Below are 18,993 nucleotides of genomic sequence, written 5' to 3'. Positions count from 1 at the left end.
CGACAAGCCCTTTCATATGGCCGATCCGGCCGGGAGGTGTCAGGTGAAGAACTGGATTCGTCTTCCGAACAGCGAAGGCAATTGCGTTGCAGCGTCCAAGAATGCCGCAGGTTCAACAAATTCCCCATCCGTTACCGTTCATGAACGCGAAATAGGACGCAACGGGTTCCTTGGGCCATCGGCCCATATTTATCACAAACATCCCCCCGCAGGGTGGGCATCATTCGAAGGACCACTTCGACCGCGTGCCTTTGATCTGAACAAACTTGCCGCCGGGCCGGATTGCCCCTTGCAGGCGCGCCGCATTCTGCATAATGGCGTGATGGAAGTCCGTTACTGGCGGCTGGATGGTAAAATGCATGCGCTGGCGCGTAACGCCGATGGTGATACGCTGGCCTTTGTGCATAACGGCAATGGTGCACTTTATTGCGATTACGGTCACATGCCCTATCGTGATGGGGATTATATCCTGCTGCCGCGCGGTACGGCCTGGCGGTTCGAGGCATCCGAACCATCGGAATTCCTGTTTGTCGAGGCCACCAATGATGCCTTTGGCCTGCCAAACGAAACCCAGTCAGCCGGTCATCCATCGATCAATCCGACCCGTTTTGAAGTGCCACGAATTGACGATAAATTCCGCGCCCAGCAGGACGAGGCCTATTGGGAAATTCACATCAAGCGTCGCAATGCGATTTCGACACTGACCTATCCCTATAACCCGCTGGATGCGGTGGGCTGGCAGGGGGATCTTAGTGTCGTGCGGCTGAACTGGCGCGATTTGCGACAGGACCGCCAACCGGGCCAGCCGGTGCCGCCCGCGGCACACAGCACCTTTGTCGCCAACCGGTTTGCCATCAGTACCTTTGTGCCGAAAATTGGCGAAGGTGAATCAGGGACGCTTCGCGTGCCGTTCTATCACTCGAACGAGGATTTCGACGAATTCATCTTCTATCACCGGGGTGAATTCTACAGCCGGGGCAATATCAAGCCGGGCATGGCAACCTTCCATCCCAGTGGCTTCCCGCATGGACCGCATCCATGTTCGTATCAGAAAACCATGATCAGGGTGCCGGTCGAAACCGACGAGGTGGCTGTGATGATTGATTGTGCGGAAATGGTCAATATTGACGAAAGCATTCCGGACGGCGCGGAATGGAAGGCCTATGTCAACACGTGGGAAAAGGCGAAAGAAACACTGTGATGCCATGCTCATGGTTGCACGTGCTTGTTTCAAGGCGGCTTTCTGCACTTTTGTGACCATTCGGCATTGATCTTCGGATTTGTTTGACCTATCCGGAACGTTAAGGGTTTCATCAGCATGTCCCGGTAATCTGCTTATCTGCAAAATGCCGGTTCCTTTGTCATGGACTGGCTTGCGCGATAGTATAAGCTTGGCAGCGGCACTCGTGGCGTAAACCTGACAGCGCAGATGGCCAACGAATAGAATTTGTCGGGATGGGTTGATCAAAGCCGAGAATGACCAAACAGCAATTAGCAAATAATAACGCAAGCATGTCGTCTTCTGGTCGTGCAGGTCAGCCGGATGCACTGTCCTGTTTGCCCGCGTCATTCGTTACCCGCGGTGTGCGGACACCTTTCACGACCAAAAGCCTGCGTTATGCCCGTGTGCTGATTGGCCAAAGCGGTCGCACGCTTGTCAGTCTGCCGGGGCTTTCGGGCGGGCTTGGCACCTATGAAATGCCGCTTGAAACCCTGCGCGAGGTTTTTGATCTGTCGGTTCATGACCGGATGCTGTTTGACCGCCTGATCACGCTTGAAAAATTTACCCCGGAAGTTGTGCGCGAACATGCGCGTGCGGTGGCAGTAACCGGTGTTGGCGGCGTTGCGCTGGCGCGTGCCGGAATTACCGGCAACAAGGAAGAAAAAGCCGCGCGCGAACTCGGGCAACTGACCCTGCTGTATCAGGCATTGCGCCAGCTTGGCGGTAATGACGTTCAGGACATGAAACGCGAAGACCTTCTGACGATGGAAGGCCAGATACGCGCACGCAAGGCATTGAACCGCTTTGCGGCGTCAGCCGGTCTGGAAAACGATTCGATCATTGATACCCTTGGCGAATGGAGCGTTCTGAGCGCGCCGGTCGGCCTTGGGATCGAAGGTTGTGAAGGGCCGCTTCGCCTTCTTGCGCTGGGTTTGCAGAAACTTGCCGGTGATGTTGAGGAATGGTCGATTTCCGAACAGTCAGATTTCCGTTTCATGGCGACCCGTGTGATCAATGCCGCCAGCGCAACCAACGATCATGCGGTGCGGGTGCTGCGCAAAATCGATTTGTGGAATAATGAACTTGGCAAGGTTCTCAAAGACTGGTCCAAAGCCAGGGACGATCTGCAAAAGGATATAGGCCGGTTGTGGTGGGTACTTGACGGATGGCAGGAACTGATTGATTTGTGGCGGTCACGCCCCGGGCATGACAGGGCACGCCAGCGTGAGATTGTCGAGGAAATCGCAAGTTTCGCACCGGTCCTGCCAATCGAAGAGCTTGAGAAACTTGAATATGAATTCTGGGTCGATGTACGTGTTAACCAGATGCTTTGGGCGTCCGAATTGCGCAAACTGGGCAGTGGTGAAATTGACGCCGATATGGTTGACCGGCTGGAGCGGTTCCGGAGGCAGTCGGCGTGAAGGTTGAAAATGCCGCAAATATGGGTGTTTCCCAGCTTGGCGATCTGTTTGAATCGTTAAACAGTTCGGAAATCGCGCGTTTTACACGTGCGATCGAAAGTGACCGTGCCGACCCCAAGCTGCCGCTGCCCCATGAACAGATTTTGCAAATTCTGCGTCCGCGTCTGGCATCGTTAAAACCGGAACGATATCCAACTCCGATGCGCCAGTTCTGCGATCCGTTCGAGGATTTGCTAACGTCGGCACCACCTGCGGAAAAAAGCATTCGCATCAGCCGTTCATCACTGATGCCGATCTGGAAGGTGGTCGAAACGTCCGGCGGTCCTGAAATGACCAAGGCGATTGCCGACATTGAAAAGGCGGCTGCCAAGCGCGATCAGGATATGCTCGAACAGGCTGAACGCCGGATGTGGAAGCTGGCGTCGGTCTGTATTGCGCAAGAAATCGAAAATTCGCTGAACGGGGTGAAGACCGAACGTGCATTGGCAACGCGGCTTGGTTCGCGCAGTCATCTTCGCGCGTTTGAGGAAATCGGCAAAATCCTGAACGTTGCCGAAGAAATCACCCAGATGCGCAAACGTTTCCCATCGGCTCCGATCAGAAGTCTGGGCACGGCCGATATCAGTTGGCTGCGCGACCGGTTTATTGAGATCTCGCAGGAAAAACCGGGATACGAACCGGTTTATCTTTTGGCGGTTCTGGCGCGCCTGCTGCGTCCGAGTGAGCTTTTCAAACTGATCCGCGTGCTATCGAGCAAGGCCGACGACAGAACAATTTCCAGCACCAATCTGGCGACCACCGGCGATCTGATCATTGATCTTCTGGCCGAAACCGTGACCGAGATCGAACAGGGTATCGGCACTGGCAAGGGCGAGCATCACATCCTGTCGCTTGCCCGCTGGTATGCGTCCGAATTCACCCGGATCACGCGCGAGTTTAATATCCGCAAGGATGGTCGCTGGGGCGAGAAGCTTCTGGAAACGCGCCGTCGCGTATCCAAGGCGATGGCCAATACCATGTTTGGCGCCAGTCCGGATCGCATCATCGATGCCCTGCCCCTGCTTGAAAACAAGCAGGGGCCGGGTTCCGGTCGTCAGGGTGTGCGCCCGATTTTCGCCCAGCCCTTTGACGAGGAAAAGGTTCTTGCCGCCGAACAATCGGCCGAGGCGATTGCTGAAACGGCGCGCATTTCCCACGTTCTGGCGGCCCAAAGTTCGGCAACCAAGGCGGTGGTGGAGCTCAAGAAAAAGCTGAACCAGATTGGCCGTGCCGGCGTGGATGGCATGGGACGGCTTGATGCTGACGAACTTGATAATGCGCAGCGCAACCTGATGGCGATTGTCCGTCTTCTTGAAATCATCGACGGCCCCGAAGAAGCCGATCTGCTGCGCCGTCGCGGCATGAATGCGCTGCGCGCGCTTGAAGGCAAAAAGGCAAGCTAGTCGCTCTTTTTCTTCTTTTATGCTTCCTGATTTTTGCGCTGATCAAGCCAGGTCATGAAAGCCCGGATTTTCGGGTTGCGTGACCGGCCGGTCGGGGTGGTGGCGTAATAATGAAACGGGCTTGCGCGCGGCGGACCAAACGGTGCGACAATCCGGCCATTGGCCAGTTCGTCCTCAATGGCGAATGTCGGCAGCAAGGCCACGCCAAGGCCGGCAATGGCAGCCTGCATCGCCATGGTGAAATGTTCGAACTTCGGACCGTTTTCCCCATCAATATCGGTAAGGCCACTTGCGGTCAGCCAGTCGCTCCATCCACGCGGGCGGGTGGCTATGTGTAAAAGTGAATAATCACGAAGATTATTTGGTTTTGGTGAATAATCCAGATTCTCGATCAGTTTCGGGCTGCAGATCGGCACCATTTCCTCGCCATGCAGCAAATGCGCATCCAGCCCCGGCCAGTTTCCATCGCCAAACAGAACTGCAATGTCGATCTGTTCACGGTCAAAATCGGGGATGCCGATCCGCGAAATGAAATTGATGACAATATCGGGATGGGTGCTGCGAAAATCGGGCAGCAACGGGATCAGGCAGCGCGACCCGAAAGTCGGTGGGGCGGCGATGGTCAGAACCCCGCCTTCGGCCCCGCCCGACAGGAAGGTCAGGGTCGCGGTTTCAAGCTGATCCAGCGCGGGGCGGATTGCCTGCAGATAGCTTTCGCCCTCTGATGTCAGGACGAGGCGTTGTTTCTGGCGGGCAAACAGCTTGCAGCCCAGCCAGTCTTCAAGCCCCTGTATCTGTCGGCTGACCGCACTTTGTGTCAGGTAGAGTTCCTCGGCCGCGCGTGAGGCGCTGCCAAAGCGGGCGGTCTGCTCAAAACAACTGAGTGCTTTCAGGCTCGGGATGCGGCGGCTCATGATCTAATTGCTCGAAATATGAGGATATTTGCACTTTATCTGGGTTTGTTATCGCTAGTTTATGAGTTTTACGCATAAACTATATCCGATTTATCATTTGCAAGCTTGCCTGCCAATCCCTAGCTTTAGCTCAGAAGCGATAAGCTTTCAGGGATGATGCCGTCTCGCCCTTCTATGGTGTCATCCCTGCTTTGGTTTCAAAAATTTCATAAGGGATCAGGACGATGGCAAGCCGCGCACCTTTTCACTGGGAAGACCCGCTGCTGATTGAAGATCAGCTGAGCGAAGAAGAACGCATGATCCGTGACGCGGCGCGCGCCTATTGTCAGGAAAACCTGCAGACCCGTGTTCTCGAAGCCAACCGGCACGAGATTTTCCACCGCGAAATCATGACCGAGATGGGCGAACTTGGCCTGCTTGGCCCGACCATCCCAGAAGAATACGGCGGACCGGGTGTCAACCATGTCGCCTATGGCCTTGTCGCGCGCGAAGTCGAACGTGTCGATAGCGGCTATCGTTCGGCGATGTCGGTGCAAAGCTCGCTTGTGATGCATCCGATCTATGCCTATGGCAGCGAAGAACAGCGCAAGAAATACCTTCCGAAACTGGCGACCGGTGAATGGGTCGGCTGTTTTGGTCTGACCGAGCCGGACCACGGTTCCGATCCGGGCGGCATGAAAACCCGCGCCCGCAAGGCCGACGGCGGTTTCACCCTGTCGGGATCGAAAATGTGGATCACCAACAGCCCGATCGCCGATGTGTTTGTCGTCTGGGGCAAGGATGACGAAGGTGTCATTCGCGGTTTCATCCTTGAGAAAGGCATGAAGGGTCTGAGCGCGCCAAAGATCGAAGGCAAGTTTTCGCTGCGTGCGTCGATCACCGGCGAGATCGTTATGGATAACGTCTTTGTCCCGGCGGAAAACATGCTGCCAAATGCCAAGGGCCTTGGCGGGCCGTTCGGTTGCCTGAACAAGGCACGTTACGGCATTTCATGGGGTGCGATGGGGGCTGCTGAATTCTGCTGGCATGCAGCACGTCAATATACCCTTGATCGCAAACAGTTCGGCCGTCCGTTGGCCGCCAATCAGCTGATCCAGCTGAAACTGGCGAACATGCAGACCGAAATCACCCTTGGTCTGCAGGGCGCGCTTCAGCTTGGCCGGATGCTGGATGCCGGAACCGCCGCACCTGAGGCGATTTCGCTGATGAAACGCAACAACTGCGGCAAGGCGCTTGATATCGCGCGTGTTGCCCGTGACATGCATGGCGGCAACGGTATTGCCGATGAATTCCATGTCATCCGTCATGCGATGAACCTTGAAGCGGTCAATACCTATGAAGGCACGCATGATGTGCATGCCCTGATCCTTGGCCGTGCCCAGACCGGCATTCAGGCGTTTAGCGCTGAGGGCTAAGGACTTCGATGACGGGCGGCACCGATCCTTGGTGTCGCCCTTTTTCCTTTTTGATGACGATCCCGGGATGGAATGATGACCAGCGCGCTTTCTGGACTTCGTGTGCTTGATCTTTCGCGTGTATTGGCGGGGCCTTGGGCCAGCCAGACGCTGGCCGATATGGGGGCCGAGGTGATCAAGATCGAACGTCCAGGGGCAGGCGACGATACCCGCGGCTGGGGCCCACCCTATGCCAAGGACGCAGCAGGCAACGACACCAGCGAGGCCGCCTATTACCTGTCGGCCAATCGTGGCAAGAAATCGCTGACGATTGACATGACCAAGCCCGAGGGGCAGGAAATCCTGCATAAACTTGCCGCCGAATGCGACGTGGTGATCGAGAATTTCAAGGTCGGCGGGCTTGCCAAATACCGGCTGGATTACGCATCGTTATCGGAAATCAATCCCAAGATCGTTTATTGTTCGATCACCGGCTTCGGGCAGGATGGCCCGTACAAGGACCGGCCGGGTTATGATTTCATGATCCAGGCGATGGGCGGACTTATGAGCATCACCGGTGCCCCGGATCAGGATCCGGGTGGGCAGCCGATGAAGGTCGGGGTGGCGGTTGCCGATATCTTTACCGGGCTTTATGCGACGATTGGCATCCTTGCCGCCCTTCGCCACCGTGATGCGACGGGCGAGGGACAACATGTCGATCTGGCATTGCTGGATGTGCAGACCGCGATCCTTGCCAATCAGGCGATGAATTTCCTGACAACCGGGAAGGCCCCGGGGCGGCTTGGTAATGCGCATCCCAATATCGTGCCCTATGAAGCGTTCCCGACAGCGGATGGTTACATCATCCTTGCGGTCGGCAATGACAGCCAGTTCAGAAGCTTCTGCAATGTCGCGGGGATCGGGCATTTTCCCGATGACGCACGATATGCCACCAACCGGTCACGGGTGGCAAACCGCGAAACGCTGGTGCCGCAAATCCGTCAGGCGATGGTGATGAAAACCACCGATGACTGGATCGCCATTCTGGAAACGGCCAATGTGCCATGCGGCCCGATCAATACGCTGGATCGGGTGTTTGATAACCCGCAGGTCAAACATCGCGATACGGTGCGATATCTTGATCATCCAACCGCGGGCAAGGTGCCAACGGTTGCCAATCCGATCAAATTTTCCAAAACGCCGATTGCCGGTGAAACCGCCCCGCCGATGCTGGGCCAGCATAGCGACGAAATCCTGCGCAAGGTCGCCGACCTTAGCTACGGGCAGATTGCCAGATTGCGGGAAGCCGGGATTATCTGATGCCACCTTCCTGCTTGGCAGAATGCCCGCCGGTATGAAAAGGTAACGGCAGCAACATTCATTCAATGCAGGATATCGGACATGAAAATCGCGGTAATGGGGGCGGGGGCTGTTGGCTGTTATTACGGGGCCATGCTGGCGCGTGCCGGGCATGATGTGACCCTGATCGGGCGGCCTGCCCATGTTGATGCCATCAATCGCGACGGACTGCTTTTGGAATTTGGTGGAACACAGCAGTATATCGAAATGAGCGCCAGTTCGGACGCCAGCGCGATTGCCGGTGCAGGTCTGGTTCTGTTCTGTGTCAAATCGACCGATACCAGCGATGCCGGGGCACAGATCAAGCCGTTTCTGACCCCTGATACCATCGTCATGAGTCTTCAGAACGGGGTTGATAATGCCGAACGGTTATCCGCCGTGATCGGCATGCCGGTGATCCCGACGGTGGTCTATGTCGCGACCAGCATGGAAGGTCCTGGGCATGTCAAACATCATGGGCGCGGCGAACTGGTGATCGGAACGTCTGTGCAAAGTGAAAAAGTCGCCGAGACCTTGCGCCCGGCACATATCCCGGTTGAGATTTCCGATAATGCCGAAGGTGCACTTTGGGCCAAGATGATTTTGAACTGTGCCTATAACGCGTTATCGGCAATATCGCAGATGCCCTACGGTGCGCTGGTGCAGGGCGAAGGTATTTGGGATGTCATGCGCAATGCGGTTGATGAATGCCTTGCGGTTGCCAAGGGATGCGGGGTGATAGTGCCCGGTGACATCTGGGGCGCGATTGAAAAGATCGCCGAAACCATGCCGGGGCAATATTCATCCACCGCACAGGATCTGGCGCGCGGCAAAACCAGCGAGATCGATTTCCTGAACGGTTATATCGTGCGCAAGGGGACGGAGCTTGGCATTGCAACACCGACCAATCTTGCACTGCATGCGATGACGAAGTTGCGCGAACGCCGGGATTGATCCCGGCATCCGGTGAGTCGACCGGTCATTTTCCGGATTGTCCGCGTTATTCCGCCTGCTTGGCCTGTGCCGCGGCGATATCGGGTTTGGGGACCGGCACACCGAGCCGATCACCAAACATCACGATGGCCGCTGCCATTACGATCAGGAAGGCACCAAACAGGGAAACCGGTTCGGGCAGCAGACCAAACACCGTCACATCCAGCAACAACGCCCAGATCATTGCGGTATATTCGAATGCCGCGAGCGTCGAAGCGGGGGCGCGTGCTAGTGCCTCGGTCATGAAGATATGGGCGAGCCCCCCGGTCAACCCTGCCCCGATCAGCCACATCAGGATTTCAGGCGATGGATCGGCCCAGCCAAACGGCAGGGTCAGCAACCCGCCAAGCGAACAGATCACGGCAAAATAAAATGCAATCGTGCCCGATGATTCGGTACTGGTCAGGGCCTTGATCTGGACCTTGGCAAAGGCGGTGGTGACTGCCATGGCAAGACCGGCTCCAATGCCGATCAGAACGCCGGTATCAATGCCCGGTGTCGAGAATGTTGGCCACAGCATCAGAAACACGCCACCAAATCCGGCAAAGGTCGCGGTGAAGACCGCCATGCCGGGCTTTTCGCGCAACATGATCATCGCGACCGGCAACACCAGAAGTGGGGCAAGGAAGCCAAGTGCGGTGGCAAGGGCCAGCGGCAGATAGGCGAGCGACAGGAACGAAAAGAACATCGACACAAGGCCGAATGTGCTGCGTTTAAGATGACCGAACGGGCGGGCGGTGCGAAGGCCACGCGGAAACTGGCGGCGCCACATCAGATACAGGACAATAGGGATCAGGGCGACGGAGCTTCGCCAGAACATGATTTGCCCGACCGGTGCCTCGAACGAGGCCAGACGCACAAACAAACTCATCACTGCAAACAGACCGGTGGCGGCAAGCCGCAAGCCGATCCCGGACCATACACTGCCCATTTTCGGGATCATCCTGCATTCCGCGGGAAGGATGTCCCGCCAATCAAGCAGTAACCCGAATAAGCCGTGTGAAATACTGAGTTTTTTTCATATCAGGGTGGAGCGAAACTCAGTGGTCGATGTTGGGATCGCGGATAGTCGATAAACCAACTTGTCATGTGTTCCTGCGCTGCCGCCTGGATTTCCGCCTTCGCGGGAATGAGGATTGTGAGTGGGCTATTAGTGATCTTTGCCATCGACATGATGCGGGGTCAGGCTGCGCGGGTCGACATCGTCAAGGCAGTTGACGTTGATGGCGGCCATTTTGGCACCGTCGGGCATTTCGCCATAAGCGAAGCTTTGGATGCCGCAGGTTTTGCAAAACTGGTGACTGATCTTTCTGGCATTGAACAGATATTCGGTCAGATTGCTTTCGCCTGATTTCAGCACGAAATTATCGCGCGGCGTGAAGGCCAGGACCGATCCAAGTTTCTGGCAGCGTGAACAATTGCAGGTGATGGTGTGGTCAAGATCGAGTTTGTCGACCGCATAGCGCACGGCACCGCACTGGCAGCCGCCGGTATATGATTTCTCGCTCATGTATTTCCTCCTGCTGAGTTGTTTTTGTGTTACCGGTAATATCCACCCGGTGTTTTGCCGGTTGCCTTACGAAACATTGCAATAAAGGCCGAGGTGTTTTCATAGCCGAGATCAAGGGCAACTTCGGTAACCGGTCGATGATGAGCCAGTTTTTCAAGCGCGTAAAGCAGGCGCAGCTTTTGCCGCCAGTCGCGAAACGGCATGCCGGTTTCGCGTTGAAACAGCCGGGCCAAGGTGCGTGACGACGCACCGCAATCACGTGACCATTCATCAAGAGTCCGGTTATCGGACGGATTGGCCTGCAACTGTTCGCAAATACGCGCCAGACGCACGTCCTTGGGAGCGGGTAGATGCAGGTTATCGTTTCTGGGTGGTTTTAGCTGATCAAGCAGCACGCGGATCAGCCGACCATCCGAACCGGCTTCGTCATATTCAATCGGGATTTCGGTCGCGGCCCGGATCAGTTCGCGCAGAAGCGGGCTTACTTCCAGCACGGTGCAGCGATCGGGCAAATCGACCGGCGCATTTTTATCGATATAGATATGGCGCGCACGGGTGAAGGTGGCATGGGCGACGGCATGTTCAACACCGGGCGGCACCCAGACCGCACGCTGGGGTGGGACAACCCAGATGCCAGCCGCGGTGGTGACGGTCATGGTACCTTCGATGGCAAAAATCAGTTGATGCCAGTCGTGACTGTGCGCGCCGATACTGTAACCGGCGGGAAGGTCGCTCATGCGGACATAAACCGGGCGGGGCAAATGATCGGGCCGGGGACGGGAATGTTGCGCATATTTCGAGATATCCCGTGATCCATCCATGAGAATGTCCTGTTTGCAATATATGATGGCAGATTATCGCAAGACAGACGTATGCCGCAACGCTAGTTTGAAGACATTCCAATCAAACAGATAAAAGCACGTGCCCCGATTGCCACCGGTTCCGTGCGGGGAGACATCATGTCCAAGGATTTACCACCGGAAACAAGCACCCACGCCGCGCCCATCGAGGTACCGGGCAATCCCGATCTGTCGGGTGCGGCTGTTGCGCACAAGGGATGGCGCAACCCAGAGGTGCTGCTGATTTTCATGGCGGCGGCGATGCCGCTGTCATTTTCGACCTGGATGGCGCTTTTGAACAACTTTTCGGTCGAGATGGCGGATTTTACCGGCCGCGAGATCGGGATTTTGCAGTCGTTGCGTGAAATTCCGGGTTTTATGGCCTTTACCGCGATTTTTGTGCTGATCATCCTGCGCGAGCAGACCTTTGCGCTGATCTCGCTTCTGGTGCTGGGCATCGGGGTGGCGATTTCTGGCTATTTCCCCACCGTCGTCGGGCTTTATTGCACGACGGTTCTGATGTCGATCGGGTTCCATTATTTTGAAACCATGCAGCAGGCATTGTCGTTGCAATGGGTGAAAAAGGAACGCACCGCGATGGTGATGGGCCGGCAGCTTTCGGCGAAATCGGTCGCATCGCTGGTGATGTTTGGCATTGTCTGGGCGATGCTGGAATTGCTGAATGTTGAATACCGGTATGTGTATCTGTTTGGCGGGGCCTTGACGGTTATCGCCGCTGTATTTGCATGGATGGCGTTTCCGAAATTTGCCGATGCCCACCCGCAGACCAAGAAGCTGATCCTGCGCAAACGTTACTGGCTTTATTACGCGCTGACCTTCATGAGTGGGGCGCGCCGCCAGATTTTCACGGTGTTTGCCGGGTTCCTGATGGTCGAGAAGTTTGGTTATGACGCCGCAACCATCACGCTTCTGTTCCTGTTAAACCATGCGATCAATATGGTTCTGGCACCCAAGATCGGGAAACTGATTGGCAAATGGGGTGAACGCAAGGCGCTGACATTTGAATATATCGGTCTGTTCATTGTTTTTGTGTCTTATGCCTTTGTCGAAAACGACAAGCTGGCCGGGGCGCTTTATGTCATCGATCATCTGTTCTTTGCGATGGCGATTGCGATCAAAACCTATTTCCAGAAGATCGCCGATCCGGCCGATATTTCATCGACAGCCGGTGTCAGTTTTACGATCAACCATATTGCCGCGGTGTTTATCCCGGTGGCGTTCGGGATGTTGTGGCTTATATCGCCATCGGCGGTATTCCTGTCAGGGGCGGCGATGGCGGCGGTTTCGCTGATCCTGGCGCTGAATGTGCCCCACGATCCGGAACCGGGGAACGAGGTGGTGATGGGGTACAAATCCCACCAGCCGATGTTGCGGCCGGCGGAGTAGAAAGCGGTTCCGTCCTGGCGCAGAATTTCAATCCTGAAAACACCCGCACATCCTATGCGGGTGTTTTTGTTTGTGTTTGCCTTGGTATTTTCGCAAAATCTTCAAAACCTTACCAAACGAACAATAATAAATTCGAGCATGAGCATCGCTTCAACAGGAACCAGTCACATGTCACATTTTCGTCCGATCAGTCGCACCTTTGTCGGTCGTGTCCTTGCGGGATCTGTTTTATCCCTGACCGTGGCGCTTGCCAGTGGTACGGCATTGGCCGACAGCACGGTATCGCTGCGCATTCTGGAAACCACCGATATCCATACGCATCTGGTCAATTATGATTATTATCGCGACGGCGAGTCTGACACTGTTGGTCTGGCGAAGGTCGCGACCCTGTTGAAAAATGCCCGGGGCGAAGCGGAAAATGTCGTTCTGATTGATAATGGTGACCTGATCCAGGGCAACCCGCTTGGCGATTACATGGCCAAGCGCCACGGCCTGAAAGAGGGCGAGGTCCACCCGGTCTACAAGGCGATGAACCTGCTGGGTTATGACGCGGCCAATATCGGCAATCACGAATTCAACTATGGTCTCGATTTTCTTGGCAAAAGTCTTTCAGGCGCCAAGTTCCCCTATGTCAGTGCCAATGTCTTTGCCGATGACGGTGACGCTGATGCAGAAAATGACAAACCGTATTTCCAGCCTTATGTGATCCTTGATCGTGAATTTACCGATAGCGACGGCAAAAAGCACAAGGCAAAGGTCGGCGTGATCGGGTTCGTCCCGCCGCAGATCATGCAGTGGGACAAGGCCAATCTCGAAGGCCATGTCGTGACCAAAGACATCGTCGACATGGCCAGAAAATATGTGCCGGAAATGCGTGAAAAGGGTGCGGATATCGTGATTGCGGTGCCGCATTCCGGTCTGTCGACTCTGGCGCGCGAAGGCATGGAGGAAAACGCGACCTTTTACCTGAGTGAGGTTGACGGCATTGATGCCATCCTGTTTGGCCATGCGCATACGGTTTTCCCGTCCGATACCTATGCCGATATTGATGGTGTTGACCTTGCCAAGGGGACGATCAATGGTGTGGCTGCCGTCATGCCGGGCTTTTGGGGTAGCCATCTTGGCGTTATTGATCTGACGCTTTCGGTCAATGATGCCGGTGAATGGAAGGTGACAGACAGCCTTTCGGAAGCACGTCCGATCTATCACCGCGAAGGGCGCGATATCACGCCGCTGGTCGATGCCGATCCGGAAGTGATCGAGGCGGTGAAAGAAGAGCATGAGGCGACAATTGCCTATATGCGCGAAGGTGTCGGTACGACAGCAACGCCGATCAACAGCTTCTTTGCGCTGGTGGCCGATGATCCGTCGATCCAGATCGTGACCAATGCGCAGAAATGGTATCTGGAACGCATCCTGAAGGGATCGGAATATGACGGCATGCCGATCCTGTCGGCCGGTGCCCCCTTCAAGGCCGGTGGCCGTGGCGGCCCGGAATATTTCACCGATATCCCGCAAGGCAAGATCGCGCTTAAAAACGTTGCTGATCTTTATATCTATCCCAATACGTTGCGCGCGGTGCTGCTTGATGGTGCGCAGGTGCGTGAATGGCTTGAAATGTCGGCCGTGCAGTTCAATCAGATCGATCCGAACAGCACTGAAGAACAGCCGCTGATCAACGAGACATTCCCGACCTATAACTTTGATGTCATCGACGGGGTCAATTACCAGATCGATGTGACACAGCCCGCGCGCTATAACGCATCGGGCGAAGTGGTGAACAAGGATGCGCACCGCATTATCAACCTGACCTATGATGGCAAGCCAGTTGCCGATGATCAGGATTTTGTTGTGGCGACCAACAATTACCGCGCAAGCGGCGGCGGTAATTTCCCGGGACTGGACGGATCGACCATCATTATCGAAGCCCCGGATGAAAACCGAACGGTTCTGGCGAATTACATCCTTGAGGAACAGGAAATCGATCCGAAGGCCGATGGCAACTGGAGCCTGGCACCAATAGGTGAGGCATCCAAGGTAACGTTCGTGACGAGCCCCAAGGCATCGTCGGCCCTGAATGCGCCCGACAATATCAGCTTTGTCGGCGAGGATGAGGCGGGCTTTGCCCAATATGTCCTTCAGTCTAAATAGGATCGCCTAATCGCAAAAGAAAAAGCCGCCCTCTTTCGACGGGCGGCTTTTTCATTCGGTGCTTTACTGGCCGGTCAGGTCGACCAGCGGAAAACCGTTATTTTTTTGCGCCGTGCGACATATGCGGTGCATTCGGGCGGCCCGGAACGTTCCGCGGGCCATCTTCGCGCGGGTTTTTCCCGTTCAGATAAGCGGCAGCGCAATGCTCGTCACAATAGGGTTTGCCGGGCACAATTTTTTTGCCGCAGAAATGGAAATCTTCATCGCCCGGGTCGCCAAACGGCCAACGGCACATGCCGACACCCAGATCAAAGATACTGATGCCTTTGCTTTGTACCTTGGGTGCGGGGGCCTTTTTCGGCTCGCTTTCTTCGGCGCGACGCTGGATCGGGGAGGGGCGCTTGGGCAGGCCAAGGCGGTGAGCCTTGCCGACGACGGCGTTTTTGCCAACACCCAGTTCTTCACCGATGCGTGCTGTGGTCCAGCCCTGATTCCAGAGCGAGGTCAGCAATTCAATCTTTTCCGGCGTCCAGCTCATTTCGAGTATATTCCGTGTTTCTTTGTCTGCCCGGTGGAAAATCCATAGGCAGGTGCTTATTGTCCGAAGTCAAACAGGGATACAGACGTATCCGCTAATATCACGCGGCGCAAGGGTCTTAGCCATTTCGGGCCATTCCGGACCAGTTTGCCGACCGGCTTTGCGCACGCGGAAAGATGCGCAATTTGCATGACAGCGCGTCAATGTAAAGGGGAGATCGTCATTTGACATGGTTTTTCGTTTCGGTTGTGGTCTTTATGGCAGGGCATATCGTGCCCGGTCTTTTGCGTGGCGCGATCACGGCAAGGATCGGTCATAGGGCCTATATCGTAACGTTCTCGATCACGTCGCTGTTCCTGTTGGGATGGGTGATTTATGAAGTGCAGAATGCAGACTTCATTGCGCTCTGGCCCTACGAAATCTGGCAAAATCACGTGACAATAACACTGATGCTGCCCGCCTGTATTTTGTGGGCAACGGCAATTATTCAACCCTGTCCGCTGTCGATCGGACGAAAAATGGGCTTTGATCCGGCACATCCCGGGATCAACCGGTTTACGCGCCATCCGTTGCTTTTGGGCATGATGTTGTGGGGGCTTGGTCATATCCTGCCCAATGGCGATTTGGTGGCGTTCATGTTCTTTGGCGGGGCGACGGTTTTTGCCATTGCGGGGTTCTGGCGGATGGAAAAAATCCGCGTCCGACATATGGATGATGCGGAATATAAGGCAATCCTTGACGGGACTCGGCGGTTTGACCTGACGGGAATTGCCAAGGGGGCGTTTGGCTGGCGCGATATCGTGTTGGGGATCGGACTTTATATCGTCATCCTGTGGGCTCATCCCCATGTGATCGGAGTTGATCCCTTAGCCACAATGGGCGGCTGAGCAGCGAATTCGGGCATATCGCATTTGCGCGAAGCGATGCAGAAAAACTCGCGGCAATGCTTGAAGTTCCAGAATATCATTGGGATACTGGGCTGCCAATTGTCCGCCCCCGGACAGATTATTTCTGCGAGGTGTTATGACGTCTCCTGAACTTGCGACCAATCTTGCCCGTTTTGCCGAAATGGAAGGCCGACATCCCAGATTGCTTTTGGCGACGGCATCTTCGGCGGAAGAATCCCATCACAAGCATGTCGCAACCCTGTTTGCCGATGGCGGGTTTGACGTTGATATTGCACCGAAAAATTCCGACGCACAATCGATTGCCCGTCAGGCGGTTGATTGCGATGCCGATATTCTGGTCCTGATCCGCTTGTCACTGACGGCTGAAGACCGGGTGGGGGTCGCCGATGTGATATCGTCGCTGGCCGCTCTTGATGCGGAATATATCAAATTCGGCATCGTCGGAAAAACCGACGATCCGGCGCGCGACAATGTTGATTTTATCTTTGATCTTGAACACCTGGGCACAGAGGATTGCGAAGCGCTGGTCGGGTACATCCTTGAGATTGAAGAAGACCGGGTTGCGCAACATATATAACGGACCGGTATCGTGGTTCTGGCGCGTTCCGGCGGATTTGAAGCAATGATTTTGAAACCCTTTGGGGGCATAATGGTTGTCTTGCGGTAAAGGCAATCAAACCATAGCGGGAATGATGAATGGGAATGCTAAAGGAGACGCTGCTGCGCGTTTTCGTTGGAAAACGCGGACGGGAGGCCCTGAAGGCCTATAGCGATGCGCAGTCCCTGCAATTGAATGATCCCGATATGGCCGCCCGCACCGCTGCCCAGGCCAAACAGGCACGCCGGATCGAAGACCGGGCGATGGCCTATCAGGAAAGCGGCATGTCCTTTGACGAGGCCCGGGCCCAGGCCCTGGCCGAGACCCTGACAGAATCATCAAGTGATCCGCAGACAGCGATCCTGAAGGCACTGGAAGAAGCCGATGCCAAGATCGGCAAAAAGAAAAGCCGGATGCCGAGCGCAGCCGATGATCAGCGTGCCAAGCTGATATCCGAGGCGCTCAGCGCGATGCGCACCAAGCAGGAAGACCTAGACAAGCTTGACCCGGAACTGCGTGCCAAGCTGACCCTGATGGCGGTTGGCGCACTTATGGGTGGGCCACCAACCAAACAGTAACTAGGTAACCGGTCGTCTTTGCGGGTGGATAAAATCCAAATTCCCTAGCGAAAAATATTGCGATGAAGACCGGTCGTGAGCTGGCAATATTCCGGTTCGTTATCGGCGGTCAGGAAGCCGTGGCGGATCAGGAAATCGATGATTACCAGCGCACAGTTGAATTTGAAATCGAAACTTTTGCGTACGATTTCGGCGACTTCGGCCAGCGGAAGCAATTCGAAACGTTCGACCTCGCCATCGGCACATTGCGGGACGAAATCGGCGGGCAGTTCCAGATCGTAATTGACCATCACATCGGGTTTTAGCCCTTCGTTGGTTTCATACAGATAGGAAATGGTGCCGACCGGTTTCAGATTCCGGGCAAGGGTTTCGGGAATGGCGGCTTCTTCGGCGCATTCCTTGATCATGTTTTCCAGAAAGCCAAGACCGGCGGGCTGTCCACCGGCGACCATGTTATCAAGCATGCCGGGATAGGTCGGTTTGTCCTTGGCGCGATGGGCGACCCACATATGGATGTCGTTGTCCTTGCGCACATAACCGTTCATATGCACGCCCCAGGACCGGAACCCGAAATAGGGCATGGCGGATCGATCAAGCTGGCATAGGGGATCATGGCCCAGTGTCGGGCGGATATCGAACCGTTCACCATGGAGGCGACGGATCACACCCTTGGCGCGCAGTGCTCTGGTCGCGGTATCGAGTACGCGGTTGCGTTCATCAAGATTGACGACATGCGGCGCGAAACAGAATTCACCATTGTCGTCGCGCACAAAGTCGGACCCCAGCGATACAAGGGCTGTGGCGAAGTCCGGACGTAGCGCCCCCATCGACATTCCGTTGATGCGGAACGGCACATAGCGTGCCGGATTGGCGTTGTTGCAGGCTTTGATATGGTCAAGATAGGTCAAGGCGGGCTCCGTCGGTTGGGGCGCGCTGCAACACGATCATATTGCAGCGCCGCGACCCGTACAGACTAAGCGTCCAAGATCTAAGCGCCAAGTGCCGAGTTGGAATATCCCTTTTCCGAGGTCAGAACCGTATTCACATGCACGATCTGACGCAGGCACCGGGCGATATGTTCGGCAACCTTGGTTTCCAGTTGCTGAATCTGGATATCGATCTGCAATTCGCTGAAACCGGCATGGCCGTCGGCGACGGTGGAATGCCAGCTGGCGGGGACAAGATTGCGTTTGGAAAACAGTTCAAGAACACGCGGCATCACATCGGGTTCTGCGGCGGCGTGAACGGCGAAACAATAAACGGATTTGGTCGGCTGCGCGCTTTCAAGCGGCGCGAGAAAGGCATGATCGGTCATGACAATGCACACACATTTTCATTGTATCCAAAAGGCGAAAAGACACGTCCCGGGGTCCTCAGACCACCGGGCTGGTAATTCGCGTAATGGCAACGATGAAAAGGCGGCGGTTGTTCATGAAGATGTTCTTGAACGTTCGGGGCCGTTATCCCGGATGGCTAACGGCCGATTAAATGACGAAGCGCGTTACAAAAAAGATCAGAGGATCAGAAGCGATGCAATCAGAGCCAGAATGGTACCAGCAAACAGGATTTCCATCGAACGGGCAATCTGCTGTTCACGGGCAACGGCGATAGCAACGGCTTTGCGCTTATTCATCATTTTTACTCCGTCTTATGACAGGTATCTTTAAATGCACCGTATGGCGCACTGTTGAAATATATGCAGGCATATGGTCCCGATACAAGTGCTGTCCTTTGAAAATC

At 55.4% G+C, this 18,993-nt stretch carries 19 protein-coding genes; 11 read left to right on the top strand and 8 right to left on the bottom strand.

The annotated features are described in order from the left end of the window. Positions 1 to 43 precede the first annotated feature (43 nt). The 3 genes from AUP42_RS01515 to AUP42_RS01505 all read left to right on the top strand — a co-directional run bounded on the left by AUP42_RS01515 (position 44) and on the right by AUP42_RS01505 (position 4,085). Positions 44 to 1,201: a homogentisate 1,2-dioxygenase gene (locus AUP42_RS01515; protein ID WP_062948202.1), complete on the top strand. Its 1,158-nt coding sequence runs from the start codon at positions 44 to 46 to the stop codon at positions 1,199 to 1,201. 311 nt (positions 1,202 to 1,512) lie between these two features. After that, positions 1,513 to 2,643, top strand: coding sequence for a hypothetical protein (locus tag AUP42_RS01510; protein WP_231858119.1), 1,131 nt, complete (start codon positions 1,513 to 1,515; stop codon positions 2,641 to 2,643). After that, on the top strand, positions 2,640 to 4,085 hold the full coding sequence (locus AUP42_RS01505; protein WP_062948198.1) for a hypothetical protein: 1,446 nt from the start codon (positions 2,640 to 2,642) through the stop codon (positions 4,083 to 4,085). Before AUP42_RS01510 ends, AUP42_RS01505 begins: the two co-directional genes overlap by 4 nt. Positions 4,086 to 4,102: 17 nt before the next feature. On the opposite strand, the gene gcvA is transcribed toward AUP42_RS01505, so the two are convergent. Beyond that, a complete protein-coding gene (gene gcvA / locus AUP42_RS01500) occupies positions 4,103 to 4,999 on the bottom strand; it encodes a transcriptional regulator GcvA (protein ID WP_062948196.1) in 897 nt (298 codons plus the stop codon). A gap of 224 nt (positions 5,000 to 5,223) precedes the next feature. On the opposite strand from gcvA, the gene AUP42_RS01495 reads away from it, so the two are divergent. From AUP42_RS01495 to AUP42_RS01485, 3 genes are all read left to right on the top strand, one after another. Continuing rightward, positions 5,224 to 6,414: an acyl-CoA dehydrogenase gene (locus AUP42_RS01495; protein WP_062948194.1), complete on the top strand. Its 1,191-nt coding sequence runs from the start codon at positions 5,224 to 5,226 to the stop codon at positions 6,412 to 6,414. Between the two features lie 75 nt (positions 6,415 to 6,489). Next, positions 6,490 to 7,713: a CaiB/BaiF CoA transferase family protein gene (locus AUP42_RS01490; protein ID WP_062948192.1), complete on the top strand. Its 1,224-nt coding sequence runs from the start codon at positions 6,490 to 6,492 to the stop codon at positions 7,711 to 7,713. Positions 7,714 to 7,794: 81 nt separating this feature from the next. Next, on the top strand, positions 7,795 to 8,685 hold the full coding sequence (locus AUP42_RS01485; protein ID WP_062948190.1) for a ketopantoate reductase family protein: 891 nt from the start codon (positions 7,795 to 7,797) through the stop codon (positions 8,683 to 8,685). Between the two features lie 46 nt (positions 8,686 to 8,731). On the opposite strand, the gene AUP42_RS01480 is transcribed toward AUP42_RS01485, so the two are convergent. The 3 genes from AUP42_RS01480 to AUP42_RS01470 all read right to left on the bottom strand — a co-directional run bounded on the left by AUP42_RS01480 (position 8,732) and on the right by AUP42_RS01470 (position 11,055). Then, on the bottom strand, positions 8,732 to 9,655 hold the full coding sequence (locus tag AUP42_RS01480; protein ID WP_062948500.1) for a DMT family transporter: 924 nt from the start codon (positions 9,653 to 9,655) through the stop codon (positions 8,732 to 8,734). A gap of 219 nt (positions 9,656 to 9,874) precedes the next feature. Then, positions 9,875 to 10,234 carry a GFA family protein gene (locus tag AUP42_RS01475; protein WP_062948188.1) on the bottom strand — a complete coding sequence of 120 codons (360 nt, stop codon included), beginning with the start codon at positions 10,232 to 10,234 and terminating at the stop codon, positions 9,875 to 9,877. A 29-nt stretch (positions 10,235 to 10,263) separates the two neighbouring features. Continuing rightward, on the bottom strand, positions 10,264 to 11,055 hold the full coding sequence (locus AUP42_RS01470; RefSeq protein WP_062948186.1) for an AraC family transcriptional regulator: 792 nt from the start codon (positions 11,053 to 11,055) through the stop codon (positions 10,264 to 10,266). Between the two features lie 138 nt (positions 11,056 to 11,193). Between AUP42_RS01470 and AUP42_RS01465 the strand changes: the two genes are divergently transcribed. Together AUP42_RS01465 and AUP42_RS01460 are read left to right on the top strand one after the other, a co-directional pair. Further along, complete coding sequence (locus tag AUP42_RS01465; RefSeq protein ID WP_097052071.1) at positions 11,194 to 12,480, top strand: MFS transporter; 1,287 nt, start codon at positions 11,194 to 11,196, stop codon at positions 12,478 to 12,480. Positions 12,481 to 12,648: 168 nt separating this feature from the next. After that, complete coding sequence (locus AUP42_RS01460) at positions 12,649 to 14,631, top strand: bifunctional 2',3'-cyclic-nucleotide 2'-phosphodiesterase/3'-nucleotidase (protein WP_062948184.1); 1,983 nt, start codon at positions 12,649 to 12,651, stop codon at positions 14,629 to 14,631. Between the two features lie 97 nt (positions 14,632 to 14,728). Here the strand turns inward: AUP42_RS01460 and AUP42_RS01455 are convergent, their stop codons facing one another. Beyond that, positions 14,729 to 15,169, bottom strand: a complete 441-nt coding sequence (locus AUP42_RS01455) for a GcrA family cell cycle regulator (RefSeq protein WP_062948182.1) — start codon at positions 15,167 to 15,169, stop codon at positions 14,729 to 14,731. Positions 15,170 to 15,393: 224 nt separating this feature from the next. Between AUP42_RS01455 and AUP42_RS01450 the strand changes: the two genes are divergently transcribed. The 3 genes from AUP42_RS01450 to AUP42_RS01440 all read left to right on the top strand — a co-directional run bounded on the left by AUP42_RS01450 (position 15,394) and on the right by AUP42_RS01440 (position 17,253). Then, entirely contained in the window at positions 15,394 to 16,056 is a 663-nt protein-coding gene (locus AUP42_RS01450) for an NnrU family protein (protein WP_062948180.1), read from the top strand. Between the two features lie 136 nt (positions 16,057 to 16,192). Next, positions 16,193 to 16,654: a hypothetical protein gene (locus tag AUP42_RS01445; protein ID WP_062948178.1), complete on the top strand. Its 462-nt coding sequence runs from the start codon at positions 16,193 to 16,195 to the stop codon at positions 16,652 to 16,654. Between the two features lie 119 nt (positions 16,655 to 16,773). Continuing rightward, the gene (locus tag AUP42_RS01440; protein ID WP_062948176.1) at positions 16,774 to 17,253 is read left to right on the top strand and encodes a hypothetical protein; all 480 of its coding nucleotides are present in this window, start codon (positions 16,774 to 16,776) and stop codon (positions 17,251 to 17,253) included. 44 nt (positions 17,254 to 17,297) lie between these two features. Here AUP42_RS01440 and AUP42_RS01435 read toward each other — a convergent pair whose 3' ends face one another. The 3 genes from AUP42_RS01435 to AUP42_RS21955 form a co-directional block, all read right to left on the bottom strand. Next, positions 17,298 to 18,161: an NUDIX hydrolase gene (locus AUP42_RS01435; RefSeq protein WP_062948174.1), complete on the bottom strand. Its 864-nt coding sequence runs from the start codon at positions 18,159 to 18,161 to the stop codon at positions 17,298 to 17,300. 80 nt (positions 18,162 to 18,241) lie between these two features. Beyond that, positions 18,242 to 18,568, bottom strand: coding sequence for a hypothetical protein (locus AUP42_RS01430; protein WP_062948496.1), 327 nt, complete (start codon positions 18,566 to 18,568; stop codon positions 18,242 to 18,244). Positions 18,569 to 18,766: 198 nt separating this feature from the next. Then, positions 18,767 to 18,889 (bottom strand): hypothetical protein, encoded by a 123-nt coding sequence (locus AUP42_RS21955; RefSeq protein WP_256376265.1) that lies wholly within the window; start codon positions 18,887 to 18,889, stop codon positions 18,767 to 18,769. Positions 18,890 to 18,993: the final 104 nt, after the last annotated feature.

The organism is Thalassospira lucentensis, from assembly GCF_001613805.1.
In the GTDB taxonomy this organism is placed as follows: Bacteria; Pseudomonadota; Alphaproteobacteria; order Rhodospirillales; family Thalassospiraceae; genus Thalassospira; species Thalassospira lucentensis_A.
The sequence above is the reverse complement of the archived record's forward strand: the minus strand, read 5'-3'. Positions and strand labels throughout refer to the sequence as shown.